Below are 17,852 nucleotides of genomic sequence, written 5' to 3' on the forward strand. Positions count from 1 at the left end.
TTCGCTTTATTTATTATAATACCTATAAGAAAACTATGAATTAAACCGACAGGATGACTCGAGGTGAGCGGGCTATGGCAAAAACGGAATACGACGAGCAAGCGGGCAGCGTCGGCGGGGAGGAAATCTTCCGGGAAGAGCGCGTATTAACCGGGCTTTTCGAGCAATACGGGAGCGTGCGCCATTTTAAGAAAAATGAGTTTATTTTCCGAGAGGACGAGGACAGCCAGGACATCTACTGGGTGCGGAGCGGACTCGTCAAAATCTCGCAATCGGCCAAGGAGGGGCAGGGCATCACGTTGTTTTTGCGCCATGCGGGCGAGGTGTTCGGCGCAGCCGAAGTGTTGACCGGCCAGCGGCGGCAAAGGTACGCCCGCTGCATTTTGGACAGCGAAGTGCTGCTCTTGTCCGCGGATCAATTCCGCGGCCTGCTGCTGAGCCGCCCGGACGTTCTGTACGCGCTGACCGTATCCAACGCAAGACGGCTGCTGCACACGCAGCGGTATGTGGAAACGCTGATTTCCCGGCCGGTTGCCTGGAGGCTCGGACATTTTCTGATGCAGCTCGGCGAGCGCAAGCCAAACGAGCTGTATGTCGGCCTGCCGCTGAGCCACGAGGAAATTTCGTATATCATCGGGTGCAGCCGGCAGACGGTGACGGAAACGTTAAACGAGTGGAATGAGCTCGGCATCATCCGTTATGAGAAAAAGCGCATATGGATTTACGATTGTGAGGCTTTCCGGGAACATCTAAATCTATAGCCGCAAAAGGGGGGGGATCGGCATGATCGACATTCGGCAGGTCAGCAAAACATTTAAGCAGCGGGACGGCAGCATATTTACCGCCGTCGAAGACGTTTCGTTCAGCATCAAGCAAGGGGAGTTTGTCTCGGTTCTAGGCCCGTCGGGCTGCGGCAAGTCGACGCTGCTGAATTTGGTGGCGGGGCTGGAACGGGCGGAGCGGGGCGGCGTCGAAGTGCTCGGCCGGCCCGTTACGGCGCCCGGTCCGGACCGCATCGTCGTCTTTCAGGAGCACGCTCTGTTCCCTTGGCTGACCGTACTGGAAAACGTGGCGTTCGGCCTCAAGCAGCGGGGCATACGAAAAAAAGAGCGCCATGAGCTCGCCATGGAGCAAATTCGCCTCGTGCATCTGGGCAAATTCGCGGATCGTTATCCTCACGAACTGTCCGGCGGCATGAAGCAGCGGGTGGCCATCGCCAGAGCGCTGGTGATGGACCCGGAGGTTTTGCTGATGGATGAGCCTTTCGCCGCACTGGATGAACAGACGAGGCTGCTGCTGCACAAGGAGCTGGAAGAGATATGGATGAGGACGCGCAAGACGGTGCTGTTCATTACGCACAACATCCGCGAGGCGGTCGTTTTGTCGGACCGCGTGCTGGTGATGTCGACCCGTCCCGGGAAAATCAAAAAAGAATTCGTCATCCAGGCGGCGAGACCGCGAAATCCGTCCGATACGGTGCTGCATCATATCGAGGAGCGGATATTGGAGACGCTCGCCGACGAATTGGAAAAAGTGGCGCGGGAGGAGCGCGGAGAAGAATATGGGATACAGAAAAGCAATCTTTCTGCTGCTTCTGGTTCTTTTATGGGAGACAGCATATAGGGTATTCGATTGGGGGTGGATGTTCCCTTCGGCTTTGCAGACGTTTCGCGCTTTTTACGACGGCATCGTCGACGGTCAGTTGCTGGGAGCGGTGGCGGGCAGCCTGAGGCGCATTTTAACCGCATTTGTTTTGTCCTGCCTTATCGGGACGGCTCTCGGCGTGCTCTTTGCCCGCAACCGCCTGCTGGACGAAACGTTCGGTTTTCTCGTCGTCGCCCTGCAGACGGTTCCCAGCATCGCCTGGCTGCCGTTTGCGATCATCTGGTTCGGGCTGAACGATTTTTCCGTTATCTTTATTACGACGATCGGGGCAACTTGGACGATGACGATCGCAAGCCGCAGCGGCATCAAAAACATTCCCGCCATCTATTTGAAGGCCGCGCAAATGTTCGGTACGGGCCGGGGGATCAAGCTGTTTTACCAGGTGATGCTCCCGGCAGCGATTCCCCATTTCATCACCGGCATGCGAATGGCATGGGCGTTCGCGTGGCGGGCGCTCGTCTCCGGCGAGTTGATCGCACGCGGCATCGGACTTGGACAGATGCTCGAAGAAGGGCGCAACATAGGCGACACCTCGTTAATGCTGTGTATCGTCCTGCTGATCGCCGTGATCGGGACGATTTCCGACCATTTGGTGTTTAAACGGCTGGAAGACCGGGTTTTGGTCAAATACGGCTTGAACGGCACGAACATCTGATTTATCGGCCTAATTTATCTGTTAGAAGCAAAGGAGATTGGTTTGTATGAAAAAAACATCGTTCGCATTAACCTTGATCGTTTTTGTTGCCGCCCTGATAGCGGCCTGCGGCCAAGCCTCGCCAAGCTCGGACAAAACGCCCGCAGCTTCTACATCCGCATCCGCCCCGGCGGCGCCGGTGACTCTAAAGCTCGGCTTGCTGAAAAACGTCACCCACGCACCGGCATTTGTCGCCATCAAAGAGGGTTATTTCCAGAAGGAATTCGGCGCCAACGTCAAATATGAGGTCATCGGATTCGACAACGGTTCGGACTTTTCCACGGCGCTTGCTACCGGACAAATCGATCTCGGCTTCGTCGGTCCGAGCCCGGTGACCAACCAGTATGTCCGCAGCAAAAACATCAAGATCATCTCCGGTTCGAACAACGGGGGAGCCGTTCTGGTCGCACGGAAAAATGCCGGCATCTCCAGCGTCAAAGACTTGGCGGGCAAAGTGGCGGCGGTTCCGACCAAAGGCAGCACGAATGAAATTTCGCTTCGCCTGCTGCTGCAGCAGAACGGGCTTCAAGTGACGACGGACAATTCGGGAGTGCAGCTCGTTACGATGGCGCCGGCGGATACGCTGGTCGCGATGAGGCAAAAGCAGGTCGACGTGTCGCTCCTGCCTGAGCCGTGGGGCACGCAAATTGCCGGCGAAGGCATCGGCGATATCCTCGTTGATTGGAATCAGGTGCCGCCGAACAACGGAAATTATCCGCTGACGATCCTCGTGGCGAGCGACAAGTTTTTGAAGGAGCACCGCGATTTGGCGAAAGCGGCGATTCGGGCGAATATCCAGGCGATCGATTTTATTCAGAAAAAGCCGGAGGACACGTATAAGCTGGTCGGCGACGAATTAAAGGAACTTACGGGAAAAGGCTTGGCACCGGATTTGATCAAAGCGGCCCTGAACCATCTCAGCTTGACCACCGACGTGGATAAGGGGGCTTTGGAGTCGATGGCCAAAGTCGCAATCGATGCCGGATATATCAAAGGTTTGGAGAAAAACAGCCTCGATTTGAGCGGCATGCTCGATCTGTCCTTGCTGCAGGAAGTGAAGAGCGGCAAGTAAACAACACAATCGGTGACGGTGCCTTGGGTTCAAGGAACCGTCGCCCAATCCGGGAGGGACTTCGATGTATATTCAACCGCAGCTTCATCTGCAGCCCGCGTTTCATGAGCACCTCAAGGTGATTTTGCTCGGCACCGGCTCGCCGCGGGCTTTTTACGGAAGGGCCAAGTCAGGAGTAGCCGTGCTAGCCGGACATAAGACGTTTGTGGTCGACTGCGGCGGAGGCGTGGTGGATCAATTGATCAAGGCCGGCGTCATGCCGCAGCGGGTGTCCGACGTGCTGTTGACCCACCATCATTACGATCACAACGGCGGTTTCTTCGACCTTTTTATCACCAGCTGGAGAACGCATATTACCGCGGAACGGGTATTCGAAGGACGTTCGGTGCCCATGCATGTGTACGGCCCGGAAACGACCCGGGACATTATCGGCAAAATGCGGGAGTCGTTCGAGTTCGACGTCAAACTTCGCGTAAGCTATAATCTTTCCGATGAAGCCGGGGCTCTTATCGAATACACGGAGCAAAACGAAGGCGTCGTGTATGATCGGGACGGCATCCGAATTACGGCATTCGAGGTGGACCACCGCCCCGTTTATCCAGCCATTGCGTATAAGTTCGAATACAACGGCAAATCGGTCGTCATTTCCGGCGATACCATTCCCGTTCCGAATATGATGAAGTACAGTCAGGGCGCCGATCTGCTCGTGCACGAAGCTTATAACAAAGACTGGCTGGACGCGTTGATCCGCAAATATCCGAACCACGAAAAAGCGCTTTCCAACCCGGCCAAATATCACACGACGACGCTGGAGGCGGCCGAAATCGCGAGGCAGGCCGGCGTGAAGCATCTCGTTCTCACCCATCACATCCCCGCACCGGAGGCGAATGAGACGGCGGAGCGGGAGTACATCCGGGGGATGGAAGCCATATATAAGGGACCGATCACCGTCGGGCGCGATCTGATGTCTTTTGAATTAGAGTAAGGTTGCCGCTGAGCTTATTCGGCTCAAAAAACGTCGCGGAATATTTGTGAAAACGCTATATATTTTAATCGTCCGCCCATGATATGATTATACTGTCGACAGTATATAGTTTGTGAGGAGGATGCAAGAGATGAAGACGTATGAGATCGCCGTAATTCCGGGAGACGGCATCGGCAAAGAGGTCGTTCCGGCTTCGCTGGACGTTTTGAGAACGGCCGCGGAAGCGCATGGCGGGATACGCTTTGCCTTTACCGAGTTTCCATGGAGCTGCGATTATTTTATGGAGCACGGTAAAATGATGCCTGACGACGGAATGGATATTTTGCGCAATTATGAAGCGATTTTTCTTGGGGCTGTCGGGGACCCGGCGCGGGTTCCGGATCATATTTCGCTCTGGGGCCTCTTGATCAAAATTCGCCGGGAATTCGAGCAGTCGATCAACGTTCGTCCGGCGATGTTATTCGAAGGCATGGAATCCCCGTTGAAAAATCCGAAGGATTTCGATCTCATCGTCGTCAGGGAGAACAGCGAAGGCGAATACAGCGAAATCGGCGGGCGCATCCATAAAGGGGAAGATCAAATCGCCGTGCAAAACGCGGTATTTTCGCGAAAAGCTACGGAAAGAGCGATGCGTTACGCTTTCGAGCTGGCCCGCAAGCGCAGAGGCCATGTGACCAGCGCGACGAAGTCCAACGGCATCGTCCATACGATGCCTTTTTGGGACGAGGTGTTCAGGGATGTTAGCCAAGATTACCCGGAAGTGGCGACGTCCGCTTACCATATCGATGCTTTGTCCGCTTTCTTTGTGACGAAACCGCATATTTTCGATGTGATTGTCGCCAGCAATCTGTTCGGCGATATTTTAACCGATCTCGGCGGGGCGATTATGGGCAGCATCGGAATAGCGCCGGCGGCCAACATTAACCCGAGCGGAAAATATCCTTCGATGTTCGAGCCCGTTCACGGCTCCGCTCCCGATATTTACGGCAAAGGGATTGCCAACCCGATCGGACAAATATGGACAGCGAAAATGATGCTCGATCATTTGGGCGAATCGGAGCTGGCCGCCAAGCTGCTCGAGGCGACCCAAGATGTCACGGCGCGGGGCATCAAAACGCCGGACATCGGCGGAAGCTCGAAGACGGCTCAAGTGACGGCGGAAATTTGCAGCCGGCTGAAGAGTCTTTAAGCGATAACCGAAAATCGATCTTTGCGAAGCGGCAGCCGGCGGGCTGCCGCTTTTTAACGATTTCTATGGGATAAAAAACAGCTTGTACACTTCCGCTTTGATCCCGTATGATTTACATGCGGAAATGGAAAGCGGTTTTATCATTCGCTCGAAGACGGGGGAATCCAATCTGAAAAATAGGTTAAAAGCGCTAAGAATCGGCAGTCTTTTCGGCAGGCTGGTCGCCTCCTATTTATGGCTCATTATCGTTCCGGTCGCTTTGATCGGCTGGATGTCCTTCAAAGCTTCCGAGAATATATTGATGACCAAGATCAGCGAATCGAACGGAAAAACGATGAATCAGATCGACCGGAATATCCGGACGCTTCTGGATCAGGTCACTGCGGTGGTCAATATGAACAATCTGAATCAAAGTCTGGAGACTTATTTGTCGAAAGGGTACGCCAATCCGTATGACGAGCTCATCGACAAGGCGGTTGTGGAAAAAAACATGCTTCAGGCTTCGCTGGCCTTCGACTGGATGCAGTTTGAATCTTATATGATCGGCAAAAACGGCCAGATTTATTCCCAGAACGACTCAAGCGGCGGAATCGACGCGGCGAGGCTTTTGCAGGTTAGGCAGCAAACCGCGGTCGAAGCTTCTCCCGATCAGATCGTATGGAGCGGAGCGCAGGATAGCTTTTTGAAAAACCAGGAGCACCAGAAGGTGTTTAACGCCGTTAAGCTGCTGTACAATCCGTATACTCATCTGGAATACGGGCTGTTCATCCTGAGCGTGAAGGAGGACAGTTTATACCGCATCTACCGGGACAGCATCGGGGCGGATGCGACGTTTTTCATTTTGGACAAAGATGGTCGTTACGTGACGAGCAGCCGGAGGGAAACGGTCGGAATGCAGGCGGATCCGGAACTTGTCCACGAGCTGGCTTCAAGCAAAGAAACGCAGGGCATTTCGACGATCTATGGAAAAAATACGTTAACTTCCGTCAAATATTTGGAAGTGCCCGGCTGGACGCTGGTGATGAACGTTTCGGTGCAGTCGTTGTTTAAAGACGTGAGGGGACTTTCCCGCAGTATATTGCTGATGACGCTGATTTTGGCGGCCGTATCCATACTTGCCGCAGTATGGATATCGCGCAGAATTGCGATGCCGCTCATCCGGCTGAACCAAAGAATCCAGTCCTACAAGCTGAACGGGGGGCTGGTACAAGCAAGACGGGAGCAGCCCGATGTCAACGAGCTCGCTTTGCTGACGACGGAATACGAACAAATGATCATGAAGCTGGAGCATACGATCCATGAGCTTGTCCGCAATCAGGAGGCCAAGCAGGCGGCGGAATGGAATGCGCTGCAGGCGCAGATTAATCCGCATTTTTTGTACAATACGTTAAATTCGATCAAATGCCTCGTTTGGATCGACAAAACGGAGCTGATCGAACCGACGATCAACGCGCTGGTGAAACTGCTGCAGATGACGGTGCAGCGCAGCGAGAATGAAATCACCTTGCGCGAAGAATTGGCCTGTCTGGAATATTACGTGTATATTCAGGAGATCCGCTTGTCAAGAAAAATTATTTTCCGAGTTTACGTGGACGAGGGGTTGTGGTCGTGCCGTCTTCCCAAGCTGCTGCTGCAGCCGATCGTGGAAAACGCGATCTTTCACGGTATCGAAAGGAAGCCGGAGGAGGAGGGGGAAGCGATGATTACGCTGTATGCGGCCCCTTATCTGAGCGATGTCCGGATCGAAATTTCGGACAACGGGGTAGGCATGGATGTAAATCAGCCGGATAAGAAGGACACGGAGGATGCAGAGAGGACGAAGCATCGTTTTAGCGGAATCGGCATGATGAATGTGCATGAACGGCTGCAAATGAACTACGGGGACCATTACGGGCTGTCGGTTCAATCGACTCCGGGGCAGGGTACGACCGTAATCTTAATGCTGCCGGCGCGATTCGCCGGGCAGGAGCGGGAGGGAAACACGGATGACCAGCATTATTATCGTTGACGACGAAAAGCTGCTGCGAAAAGGATTTATCCATATGACCGATTGGCTGAGTCACGGGTATAAGATCGTGGGTGAGGCGGGCAACGGAGAGGAAGCTCTGCAGCTGGTGAAGGCGCTTGGACCGGATGTTGTCGTTACCGACATCAGGATGCCCGGAATGGACGGCGTGCAGCTGATCCGGGAAATCAAGTCGGCTTATCCGCAGATCGAAGTGATCGTTTTGAGCAGCTACAGCGATTTTCCTTATGTGAAAGAGTCGCTGCAATTAGGGGCGGCGGATTATATTTTGAAAGCGAGCATGAGCTTTGATGAGGTGCTGCAGGCGCTGGACAAAGCGACGGGCAAACGGAATGCCCCGGATTCGGGCCATGCCCCGCAGCTGCATAATAAAGGAGCGGAAGCAAGCGGCACCGCCGCCGATTCGTCCGCTGCCTTTTACGAAAAAGTGCCCGGTGCGGATCGCTTAAACCGCGCATCGTCCGTTCAGGCCCGACCGCCCTTGCCGAGCGCCTCTTGGAACTGGAAAGACATTCGGCCCTACGTCGACATCGGCGATTTGGACGCTTTGTACGAATCGGTTTATGGAGCGGCCGTTCGGCAAATCAGCCAGGGAAACGCTCCCGAGCCTTATCATTTGCAAAAAAATTTGGTGGAACTGGTCTACATGATCATTCACAAGCTGGACGAGGCCGGCTGGAATCCGGACGAATTGCAGAGAAGCAAGCTTGCGCATTTTCGGAAAATGGAGACGGCGGGGCATTTCGACGAGTGTATGGAGGCGTTCCGGAAAGCTCTGAACGAGATCGCCGAATTTCTTACGGCCAGCGGCTACCTGGCAAGCGCATACAGTCCGACGGTCAAGGCGGTCGTGAGCCATCTGCACCAAAACTATGCCGATCCGGAGTTGTCCCTCGGCGAGACCGCGAAGAAGTTCCATCTCAACAAAAGCTATTTGAGCCAGTTATTCAAACAGCAGACGGGAGTCAATTTTCAAAATTATGTAACGCGGATCCGCATCGACAAAGCGAAGGAGCTTCTGAAACAAAACGAACCGGTCAGCGAGGTGTGCGCGGCCGTAGGTATCGATAATATCAGCTATTTCAGCCAGCTGTTCAAACGGTGGGCCGGCGTTTCACCGAGCGATTATGCGAGGGAGCGCGGAACGGACTGAACAACCTGAATATTTTAATAAAACCTAAAAAAATATAAAGACGGCTGCGGAAAATGCGGCTGCATTTCCTAAATGAATGAACAATATTGCCAAATGGATTGAATGCACTCACCGCCATGCGCTCTATATAATTGTTAATGAAAGCGATTGCGATAAGCAGCGCGGGCACATATTACATCCACAAACAAGGGGGTCATTCAATGCGCAAATTAAAAACGGTGTCAACGTTCCTCGCGGCATCGATGTTGGCGGGGGTGGTTGCCGGCTGCTCCCAGTCCGCTTCTCCGGCCAATACGCAGTCCGGCGACAAAGCTTCTTCGCAAAAGGAGCCGGTTACGCTCACCTTCTGGTTTCCCGGTGCGGACAAAGTCAACGACGAATATTTCACCAACGTAGCGAAGGAATTCGAGAAGCTGAATCCGAATGTCAAAATCGAAACGACGGTGCTCCCGGCAAACTCGGCGGATGTGGACACGAAGCTGAATGCGGCGAAGCTGAGCGGGACGTTCCCCGACGTATTCTCCGCCTATCTCATCTTTATGGGAACCCGGGCTACCAAAGGGGAATTCGCCCCGCTGGACGATTACATCGGCAATTGGAACGAAAAGGACGACTTGTTTGAAAGCGCCTTAAACATCGGCAAAGTGAAAAACAAAACGTACGGGCTCGGCTTTTACCCGGCTCCGGAAATTTTAACTTACCGGAAAGACTTCTTCGCCGAAGCGGGGCTTGATCCGGAGAAGCCGCCGGCGACCTGGGAGGAGCTCGCGCAGTACGCCGAAAAGCTGACCAAACGCGATGGAAGCGGCAATGTGACCCGCGCGGGACTTGACATCCCGGGAACGAATGCAAGCGTATTCTTCGAGCCCTTCATGCGCCAGAACGGATCGAAGATTATCGACGAGGATAAGGAGGCGCCGGCATTCAGCGATGCGAAGTCTGTGGAGGCTTTCGATTATTTGGTAGGGCTGGCGAACAAGAAAATAAACATTCCTTTCAACTATCAGAAAAAAGATGAGTTTCCTTTCATCAACGGAAAATCCGCGATGTCCTTCCTGCAGACGACGATGATCAGCAACATGATTGCGAACAATCCGGATCTGAAAGACAAGCTGGGGTTCGTGCCGGTCTTGAAACGCGAAAACAAGGTGGCTTTCAACGGATACCGCTTGTTTACGATCGGAGCCGGCAGCAAGCATAAAAACGAAGCTTGGGAATTCATCAAGTTCATGATGTCCAAAGACCAGATGTGGAAGCGTTACAAGGATATGAAAATACCGGTTGTCCGAAAATCGCTCGAGCAGCAGTTTATGGGCGAAGATCCGAAATTTAACGGCGTCCTGCTTGATTATGTCAAGAACGGCAAAGGCAAACCGATCATTTCCTGGGCTTCCCTGTACGACAAGTACATTCAATTGGCTTACGAGGAAGCGATCAGCGGGAAAAAACCGTCGGCCCAGGCATTGAAGGACGCGCAGGATGGTCTCGAGAAAGAAATCAAAACGTTAACGAAATAATTACAGGGAGGTTCCAAGGCCCATGTCTGAATCGTTGGCAGTGGCAAAAATGGCGGCGGGCCGGAGAAAAAAGGCGGTCAGGCTGGACGAGGACAGAATCGGCTATATGCTGATCGCCCCCTTTTACATTTTCTTGCTCGTATTTGTGTTGATCCCGATTGCGGTCAATTTGTACCTCAGCTTTACGAATTACGATTTAACGAATGCCGATTGGGTCGGCTTGAAAAATTACCGGATTTTGTTCTCGGACTCGTTCTTTCACGTCGCGCTAAAAAACACGTTCGTCTATACCTTCTTCACGCTGCTGTTCACCTTAGGCCTGGGGCTCATGCTGGCGCTTGTGCTGAATCGGAAGCTGGCGGGGCTGCCGTTTCTGCGGACCGCATTTTTTATGCCGCACATCACGTCGATGGTCGCGGTGTCGATGATCTGGCTGTGGATTTACGAGCCTTCCCACGGGCTTGCCAATTCGTTTCTGGATCTGCTCGGCATCCGAAAAATTCAGTGGCTTTTCGACGAAACATGGGCTATGCCGGCGGTTATCTTGATGAGCGTATGGAAATTCGTCGGATATAACATGGTCATTTATTTGGCCGGGCTGCAGAGCATCCCGAGGCATTTGTACGAAGCGGCATCCGTGGACGGAGCGGGTGCGGGAAGACAGTTTTTCAACGTCACGCTTCCGCTGCTGACGCCGGTCACATTTTTTCTGTTCATTACCGGGCTGATCAACAATTTCAACGTATTTGAGCAAATTCAAATTCTTACGGGCGGCGGCCCGATGAACTCGACGACGACGCTTGTGCATCAAATATACAACCGGGCGTTCAACGATTTTCAAATGGGCTATGCGGCTGCGCTGTCCATGGTTTTGCTGGCGATCATCGCGTTTATCACCATCGTCAATTTCAAATATGGCAGCCAAAGCCATGAATAATTTGGCGGCCGGAAAGGAGCCATCATGGAAACTACGAAATACCGCAGCGCTGTATCGGCCGTGATGCTCATTTTATCGCTGGTTATGCTGATTCCGTTCGGACTCATGGTGCTGACGTCCCTTAAGACGATGGGCGAAATTCAAGCTCCGCAGTTTGTGTTCATTCCGCAGCATCTGTCGCTGGACAACTATTTTCAAGCCATGCAGAGGGGCAACTGGGCGCAATATTTCGGCAATTCGCTTTTCATAACCGCGGTGACGGTCGTTGTCAGCCTGCTGATCAACTCGGTTGCCGGTTACAGCTTTGCCCGGCTCCGGTTTAAGGGCAGGGACCTGTTGTTTCTCATCTCCCTGATCGGACTTATGATTCCGCCTCAAGTTACGATGATTCCGGTTTTTCTCATCCTGAAGCATATTCCTTTTGCCGGGGGCAACGATTGGACCGGCCAGGGCGGGCTCGGCTGGATCAATTCGTACATGGGGCTGATCGCTCCTTACGTGGCGGGGTCGTTCGGTGTCTTTCTGTTCCGCCAGTTTTATCTCAATTTTCCGAAGGATCTGGACGATGCTGCGAAGATGGACGGACTCAGCACGGTGAAGACATATTGGCAGATTTATGTGCCCTTGAGCAAACCGATCTTTGCCACGCTTGTCGCGCTGAAGGCGACACAATCGTGGAACGAATACACCTGGCCGCTTATTGTAACAAACAGCGACGCCATGAAGACGGTTCAACTGGCATTGACATTGTTCCGGGACGAGACCCAGGTGCAGTGGAACCTGCTGATGTCGGCTACCACGCTGATCGTACTGCCGCTGACGATTATTTTCCTGCTCGCCCAAAAGTATTTCATTGAAGGCATCGTCACAACCGGGATCAAAGGATAACGGAGTTTGCAGGCGAAAGGGGACTCACGTATGAACATAGTATACATGCACACGCACGATACGGGCCGGTATATCCAGCCCTACGGCTATGCCGTGCCGACGCCGAATCTGATGCGGCTGGCCAGGGAAGGAGTAGTGTTTCGCCATGCGTATTGCGCGGGTCCGACCTGCTCCCCGAGCAGAGCGGCGCTGCTCACGGGAATGGCGGCCCACTCCGCGGGGATGTTCGGCCTTGCCCATCTGGGGGCGCAGCTCGACGATTACAGCAAGCATCTGGTTCCGTTTTTAGGCGGAAACGGGTACGAAACAGCTTTGTGCGGCATTCAGCATGAGGCGCCAGAGGCGGAAATGATCGGATATGACCGCATTCTCGGCAACCCGGATTTCGATATGAGCGTGTTCGATTTCGACTCCGTAAGCTGGGATGTTTACAACGCGGAAGCGGCGGCGGAGTATATCCGGGGGAGAGGGGGCCGCGGCAATCCTTTCTTTTTATCGTTCGGCATGTTTAATACGCATTTGAACTTTCCGAAGGCTGCGCCTTCGTTGGAGACGGCTTATTTGATGCCGCCGTCCTTGATGCACGACAATGAGGCCAACCGCCGGCTGTGGGCCGAATATTTGACCTCCGCGGAAGCGGCCGACCGGTGCGCGGGCATCGTTTTGCAGGCGATCGAAGATGCGGGGATTGCCGATGAGACGCTCGTTATTTTTACAACCGACCACGGGTTGCCGTTCCCGCAGATGAAATGCAGTCTGTTTGATGCCGGCATCGGTGTATCGTTGATCATGAGAACCCCGCAGCGGCACCGGAAAGGCGAGGCGGTCGATGCGATGGTATCGCATCTGGACCTGTTCCCGACGATCTGCGAGATGACCGGATTGGCGGCGCCGCAGTGGCTGCAGGGCTGCTCCTTGCTGCCGCTGCTGGAGGGGAGGGCGGAATCCGTCCGCCCGTACGCGTTTGCGGAAATCAACCACCATGTGGAGTACGAGCCGATGCGCTGCGTTCGCAGCGACAGATATAAATATATCCGCAATTACGGAGAAACGGCGTATTTGACGCCGAATCTCGATACGAGCGGCTATCGTTCTTTTTTGCTGGACAACGGGTTTCTTCGTACGGAAAAACCGCAGGAGATGCTGTTCGATCTGTATCTGGATCCGGCCGAGCGGGTGAATCTGGCTCACAATGAGGCCTATCGGGAAACGATGAGGGAGCTAGCCGACGTGTTGGAGAAGTGGATGCGCGACACGGAAGATCCTTTGCTGAACGGGGCCGTGCCGCTGCGGAGAGGAGGAACGGCATGAAAGCGATCGTGCTTCTGCTCGACTCGGTGAACCGCCATTATTTAAGCGCTTATGGAGCGTCCGGCATATCAACCCCGAATATAGACCGGCTCGCGGCCCGTTCGGTCGTCTTCACAAACCATTGGGCAGGCTCGCTCCCCTGCATGCCCGCCCGCCGGGATATGCTTACGGGCCGCTTGGGATTTTTGGAGCGAAACTGGGGACCAATCGAACCGTTTGACCAGACGCTGCCCGAGGTGTTAAGAAACCATGGGATTTACTCCCATATTTCAACGGATCATTATCATTATTTTCGGGTCGGTGGAGAAAACTATTGCCAGCAATTTGACACGTGGGACTTTATCCGCGGGCAGGAAAGCGATCCCTGGGTGTCGCGGGTGAAGCAGGGGGAACGTCCCGAGCATCATCTCGGCAAATTCGTTCCGCAATATGAGCTGAACAGGACGCAGTTTCGGTCGGAAGAGGACTACTCCTCGCCTTTGACGATCCAATCGGCGATCCGCTGGCTGGACAACAACCGCGACGCGGACGACTTTCTTCTGTGGGTGGAAGCTTTCGATCCGCATGAGCCGTTCGATCTGCCGGACAGTTATTTGCAGGAGTATGGGGACGACTACGACGGCCCTTCCTACTACTGGCCTGAATACGGGCGGGTCAATGTGCCGGACGGCGCCTTGAAGCATATCCGCAAGCGGTATGCGGCGCTTCTGACCATGACCGACCGCTGGGTGGGCAGGCTGCTCGATGCGTTGGACCGGTACGGGCTGTGGGAAGATACGATGATCGTGTTCACCTCCGACCACGGATATATGCTGGGCGAACACCGCTTTATGGCGAAAAATGTGATGCCCGCTTACAACGAGATCGTTCGCATTCCGCTAATGGTTCACATGCCGGGAGATCTGCATGCCGGCAAGCGGCTGGACGCATTGACGCAAAACGTCGACCTGTTCCCGACCTTGCTTGACCATTACGGGGTGGACGTAAGCCGCTGCCGAAACAAGCTGCACGGCAAGTCGTGGCTGCCGCTCATCCGCGAGGAGGTATTCTCCATCCGGGAATGCGCCCTATACGGATACTTCGGCAAAAACGTCAACGTGACGGATGGGGAGTATACATACTTCCGCGCTTCGGTTCACGAAGACAATTCGCCGATCTATTTGTACACCGCGATGCCGACAACGATCGGTCATTATTACGGGACCGACCATATTGCGGACCCGGGACGGATCGAGATGGGCCCGTTCCTTTCGTGGACCGGTTTCCCCGTATATAAAATACCCGGAGATAACGTGAAGATGAAGGATCGGACGCAATCCTTTCATGTGAACGGCGAATATATCCGGCAGCATCTGCTCTTCGACATTCGCGAGGATGCCGGGCAGAGCCGTCCCCTTCGGGATGAAGAAGCCGAACGCCGAATGACGGCGCTGCTGCGTGAGGCGCTTATGGAGCACGACGCGCCAAAGGAGCAGTACGAGCGGCTGGGACTTTCGTAAAGGGAGTGCTTTTTAACAATGCGACTTCGTGTTGCATTGTTTTTTTCACTTTCCTCATTACCATAATTTCCCTATTCTGCGGTTGCAATTTTCACAAAAAAGTTACTTGCAAGATGGAGAAAATCGGTATAAACTAGCTAAGTTAAGGTTTGATATGTGAAATAAATCACAACCAGAGTCAGGAATGCTCACAGGAAAAAGGAGGAGTCAAGTCATGTCCCCAACTGAAGGACAAGTGCAAGAAGTACAGACTGCGGTCGCAGAGACGGCGGCAACCACGACCCAGAAGCTTGATATGGCCATTATGGACCAATTGCTGAAGCCCGAGGTTCAGCAATCGCTGACCGAGCTTGTCAACAATTTACCCAAAATCACGGAGATGGTGAATACGCTGACGCAGGCGTACGATCTGGTTAAAACGGTGGCAAACGACCGCGTCTTCATCGACGATTTGAAGCACGGCTTCGAAGAGTTCGTTAAGCCGATACAGGACAAGGCGAAGGGCATTGCCGTCGCCGCAATCGAAGCGAACGACCGCGCCGAGGCGGAAAACGCGCCGACGATCGGCGTTTTCGGATTGCTTAAAATGCTGAAGGATCCGCAGATGCAGAAGACGCTGCGTTTCACCCAGGCATTCCTTGATGTTTTGGCGGAGAAAAAGAGATAAGGGGGACATTACTCATGGCGAAGCACATTGTCATTTTGGGAGGCGGCTACGGCGGATTGCTTACCGCCCTGACGGCACGGAAATACATCAAATCCGAGGATGCGGCGATCACCTTGATCAATAAGACGCCTTCCCACCAAATTGTTACCGAGCTGCACCGGCTCGCGGTCGGCGGCGTGAGCGAAGGCAATGTCGCGCTGCCGCTCGGCAAGCTGCTCAAGGGCAAGCAGGTTGAGCTGATGGTGGATTCTGTAGAGAGCATCGATCTGAACGGCAAGCAGGTGCGTCTTGCCAGCGGTTTGACTACGGCGTATGACAAGCTCGTCATCGCGCTCGGCAGCGAAACGGCGTTTTTCGGCATTCCCGGTCTTCAGGAAAGCAGCATGACGCTGAAGTCGGTGGAGGAAGCAAACCGCGTGCGCGCCCATGTGGCCGCACGTCTCGACGCGTACCGCGAATCCGGCAACAAAGCGGATGCAACCTTCGTGATCGGCGGAGGCGGTTTGACCGGCATCGAGCTGATCGGGGAAATGGTCGATACGCTTCCGGAGCTGTGCATTCAAAAAGGTGTTAACTTTGATGACATTTCGCTTTACTGCGTGGAAGCGGGCCCTGCCATTCTTCCGGGTTTTGCGCCGGAGCTTGTGGAGCGCGCACATGCATCGCTTACAAAACGCGGCGTCAAAATTTTGACCGGCGTGGCCGTAACGGAAGTGCAGGGCCGCAATGTCATTTTGAAGGACGGCACGTCGATCGAGACGAACACGCTCGTATGGACCGGCGGCGTCACGGGCAACAGCGTGGTAGCCGCTTCCGGCATCGAGAACAACCGCGGCCGCGCCACCGTGACGGCAGGCCTGAAGTCGACCTCGCATCCGGATGTTTTCCTGGCCGGCGACAGCGCCGTCGTGATGAGTCCGGAAGGCCGCCCGTATCCGCCAAGCGCGCAGATCGCATGGCAGATGGGCGAAACCGTCGGCTACAACCTGTACGCCGAATTCAAAGGGCTGCCTTTGAAGGAGTTTAAGCCGGTATTCTCGGGAACGCTCGCCAGCCTTGGACGCAAGGACGCGATCGGCACGATCGGCGGGAGCCAGCTGCGCCTGAAAGGCACGCCGGCATCGCTGATGAAGGAAGCGAGCAACGTGCGGTATTTGTCGCACATCAACGGGCTGTTCTCGCTCGCTTATTAAACCTGTTCGCAACAAGACGGAATTGAATGCTTATTTTTGGACCCGGGAGACGACACTATGAAAAAAGTGAAGATCCCGGGTTTTTCGCTTCCGGTAGAAAACGGAGGTCCGGCCCGCAAAAGGGAATGGAACGAATAATACCGAAACAAATTAGAGCATGAGAGGTAGAGGCAGGTTGCGTGCAACGATAAAGAAAATGATTCCGGCCGCATGCATGATCCTTGGCATCGGTCTGCTCGCTTATCCTACGGTGAACGACCGCTATGAGAGCTACCTGCAGCAAAAAATTTTGGCGCAGTGGGAAAGTAACCTGCTGCTTCTCGATCGAACGGAGCCGGAGACGGGGCCGGCGCCCGATGTCTCCGCTGCGCCCGTGCCCGAAGAACGCTTGCTCTCCGGCGCTCCGCTTATGCCTTTGCGCGCGGAACAACCTGCAGCTCCGATTCCGGTTCAAACCCCGGTTGCGGACGAAAACGTGGAGGGCGTTCTGGTCATAGACAAGATTAATTTGAAGCTGCCGATCCTCAAAGGGGCGACGGCAAAAAATATGAAAATCTCCGTTGCCAGCATCGAGAATACCGGAAGACCGGGAGCTGTCGGCAACTATGCGATCGCCGGGCACAGGAATCTGACCTACGGAAAAAACTTCAACAGATTGGACGAGGTCGAGGCGGGAGATATCGTCGAGGTGGACGCAGGCGGCCGCAATTACCGTTACAAAGTTGAAGAAAAACTGTACGTTTTGCCGAAGGAGGTTTGGGTGTTGAAAGGAAACGGCAAAGACCGGGAGATTACCTTGATCACCTGCCACCCTATGGAAAACCCGACCCACCGAATTGCGGTCAAAGGAAAATTGATTGAAGACGGGAAATAATTTTTTTCTGGTCAAAGCTTTGAATATGTGGTACATTACAAAATAAGACAAGTTTCTTCATCATTCATATATGATTTCGGTTCTTTCCACCGATAAAGGCAAATTTGGCGAAAGCCAAAGACGCAAAGCTACAGGGCCTTCCGCAGCATTCGTGCTGTGATGGCAGCCAGTTACCGAAAGGA

16 protein-coding genes and 1 riboswitch are annotated in these 17,852 nt (G+C 54.0%); all 16 genes read left to right on the plus strand.

Going from position 1 to position 17,852, the window contains the following annotated elements; all coding sequences use genetic code 11:
- Window positions 1-74 precede the first annotated feature (74 nt).
- A complete protein-coding gene (locus tag MYS68_RS02440) occupies window positions 75-761 on the plus strand; it encodes a Crp/Fnr family transcriptional regulator (protein ID WP_248924300.1) in 687 nt (228 codons plus the stop codon).
- 22 nt (window positions 762-783) lie between these two features.
- On the plus strand, window positions 784-1,623 hold the full coding sequence (locus MYS68_RS02445; protein ID WP_248924301.1) for an ABC transporter ATP-binding protein: 840 nt from the start codon (window positions 784-786) through the stop codon (window positions 1,621-1,623).
- Window positions 1,562-2,320, plus strand: a complete 759-nt coding sequence (locus MYS68_RS02450) for an ABC transporter permease (protein ID WP_248924302.1) — start codon at window positions 1,562-1,564, stop codon at window positions 2,318-2,320. Before MYS68_RS02445 ends, MYS68_RS02450 begins: the two co-directional genes overlap by 62 nt.
- Before the next feature lie 46 nt (window positions 2,321-2,366).
- Window positions 2,367-3,431: an ABC transporter substrate-binding protein gene (locus MYS68_RS02455; RefSeq protein ID WP_248924303.1), complete on the plus strand. Its 1,065-nt coding sequence runs from the start codon at window positions 2,367-2,369 to the stop codon at window positions 3,429-3,431.
- A 64-nt stretch (window positions 3,432-3,495) separates the two neighbouring features.
- Window positions 3,496-4,416, plus strand: coding sequence for an MBL fold metallo-hydrolase (locus MYS68_RS02460; protein ID WP_248924304.1), 921 nt, complete (start codon window positions 3,496-3,498; stop codon window positions 4,414-4,416).
- Window positions 4,417-4,546: 130 nt separating this feature from the next.
- Window positions 4,547-5,605 carry a tartrate dehydrogenase gene (locus tag MYS68_RS02465; RefSeq protein ID WP_248924305.1) on the plus strand — a complete coding sequence of 353 codons (1,059 nt, stop codon included), beginning with the start codon at window positions 4,547-4,549 and terminating at the stop codon, window positions 5,603-5,605.
- An 82-nt stretch (window positions 5,606-5,687) separates the two neighbouring features.
- Entirely contained in the window at window positions 5,688-7,613 is a 1,926-nt protein-coding gene (locus MYS68_RS02470) for a cache domain-containing sensor histidine kinase (RefSeq protein ID WP_248924306.1), read from the plus strand.
- Window positions 7,591-8,784 (plus strand): response regulator transcription factor, encoded by a 1,194-nt coding sequence (locus MYS68_RS02475; protein WP_248924307.1) that lies wholly within the window; start codon window positions 7,591-7,593, stop codon window positions 8,782-8,784. The genes MYS68_RS02470 and MYS68_RS02475 overlap by 23 nt, the downstream gene beginning before the upstream one ends.
- 200 nt (window positions 8,785-8,984) lie before the next feature.
- A complete protein-coding gene (locus MYS68_RS02480; protein WP_248924308.1) occupies window positions 8,985-10,301 on the plus strand; it encodes an ABC transporter substrate-binding protein in 1,317 nt (438 codons plus the stop codon).
- A gap of 22 nt (window positions 10,302-10,323) precedes the next feature.
- Window positions 10,324-11,238, plus strand: a complete 915-nt coding sequence (locus tag MYS68_RS02485) for a carbohydrate ABC transporter permease (RefSeq protein ID WP_248924309.1) — start codon at window positions 10,324-10,326, stop codon at window positions 11,236-11,238.
- A gap of 24 nt (window positions 11,239-11,262) precedes the next feature.
- Window positions 11,263-12,126 (plus strand): carbohydrate ABC transporter permease, encoded by an 864-nt coding sequence (locus MYS68_RS02490; RefSeq protein ID WP_248924310.1) that lies wholly within the window; start codon window positions 11,263-11,265, stop codon window positions 12,124-12,126.
- A 30-nt stretch (window positions 12,127-12,156) separates the two neighbouring features.
- Complete coding sequence (locus MYS68_RS02495) at window positions 12,157-13,437, plus strand: sulfatase family protein (protein WP_248924311.1); 1,281 nt, start codon at window positions 12,157-12,159, stop codon at window positions 13,435-13,437.
- Window positions 13,434-14,936, plus strand: coding sequence for a sulfatase (locus MYS68_RS02500; RefSeq protein ID WP_248924312.1), 1,503 nt, complete (start codon window positions 13,434-13,436; stop codon window positions 14,934-14,936). The genes MYS68_RS02495 and MYS68_RS02500 overlap by 4 nt, the downstream gene beginning before the upstream one ends.
- A gap of 214 nt (window positions 14,937-15,150) precedes the next feature.
- Complete coding sequence (locus MYS68_RS02505) at window positions 15,151-15,603, plus strand: helical membrane plugin domain-containing protein (protein ID WP_420852085.1); 453 nt, start codon at window positions 15,151-15,153, stop codon at window positions 15,601-15,603.
- 14 nt (window positions 15,604-15,617) lie between these two features.
- Complete coding sequence (locus MYS68_RS02510) at window positions 15,618-16,796, plus strand: NAD(P)/FAD-dependent oxidoreductase (protein WP_248924313.1); 1,179 nt, start codon at window positions 15,618-15,620, stop codon at window positions 16,794-16,796.
- 175 nt (window positions 16,797-16,971) lie between these two features.
- On the plus strand, window positions 16,972-17,670 hold the full coding sequence (locus MYS68_RS02515; RefSeq protein ID WP_248924314.1) for a class D sortase: 699 nt from the start codon (window positions 16,972-16,974) through the stop codon (window positions 17,668-17,670).
- Between the two features lie 87 nt (window positions 17,671-17,757).
- Window positions 17,758-17,848: riboswitch (cyclic di-GMP riboswitch) on the plus strand.
- Window positions 17,849-17,852: the final 4 nt, after the last annotated feature.

Source organism: Paenibacillus hamazuiensis (assembly GCF_023276405.1).
Classification (GTDB): domain Bacteria; phylum Bacillota; class Bacilli; order Paenibacillales; family NBRC-103111; genus Paenibacillus_AF; species Paenibacillus_AF hamazuiensis.

Bases quoted from the DNA above. Each gene is read 5' to 3' on its own strand.
- MYS68_RS02440 (WP_248924300.1), top strand. From the start codon at position 75: ATGGCAAAAACGGAATACGACGAGCAAGCGGGCAGCGTCGGCGGGGAG.
- MYS68_RS02445 (WP_248924301.1), top strand. From the start codon at position 784: ATGATCGACATTCGGCAGGTCAGCAAAACATTTAAGCAGCGGGACGGC.
- MYS68_RS02450 (WP_248924302.1), top strand. From the start codon at position 1,562: ATGGGATACAGAAAAGCAATCTTTCTGCTGCTTCTGGTTCTTTTATGG.
- MYS68_RS02455 (WP_248924303.1), top strand. From the start codon at position 2,367: ATGAAAAAAACATCGTTCGCATTAACCTTGATCGTTTTTGTTGCCGCC.
- MYS68_RS02460 (WP_248924304.1), top strand. From the start codon at position 3,496: ATGTATATTCAACCGCAGCTTCATCTGCAGCCCGCGTTTCATGAGCAC.
- MYS68_RS02465 (WP_248924305.1), top strand. From the start codon at position 4,547: ATGAAGACGTATGAGATCGCCGTAATTCCGGGAGACGGCATCGGCAAA.
- MYS68_RS02475 (WP_248924307.1), top strand. From the start codon at position 7,591: ATGACCAGCATTATTATCGTTGACGACGAAAAGCTGCTGCGAAAAGGA.
- MYS68_RS02480 (WP_248924308.1), top strand. From the start codon at position 8,985: ATGCGCAAATTAAAAACGGTGTCAACGTTCCTCGCGGCATCGATGTTG.
- MYS68_RS02485 (WP_248924309.1), top strand. From the start codon at position 10,324: ATGTCTGAATCGTTGGCAGTGGCAAAAATGGCGGCGGGCCGGAGAAAA.
- MYS68_RS02490 (WP_248924310.1), top strand. From the start codon at position 11,263: ATGGAAACTACGAAATACCGCAGCGCTGTATCGGCCGTGATGCTCATT.
- MYS68_RS02495 (WP_248924311.1), top strand. From the start codon at position 12,157: ATGAACATAGTATACATGCACACGCACGATACGGGCCGGTATATCCAG.
- MYS68_RS02500 (WP_248924312.1), top strand. From the start codon at position 13,434: ATGAAAGCGATCGTGCTTCTGCTCGACTCGGTGAACCGCCATTATTTA.
- MYS68_RS02505 (WP_420852085.1), top strand. From the start codon at position 15,151: ATGTCCCCAACTGAAGGACAAGTGCAAGAAGTACAGACTGCGGTCGCA.
- MYS68_RS02510 (WP_248924313.1), top strand. From the start codon at position 15,618: ATGGCGAAGCACATTGTCATTTTGGGAGGCGGCTACGGCGGATTGCTT.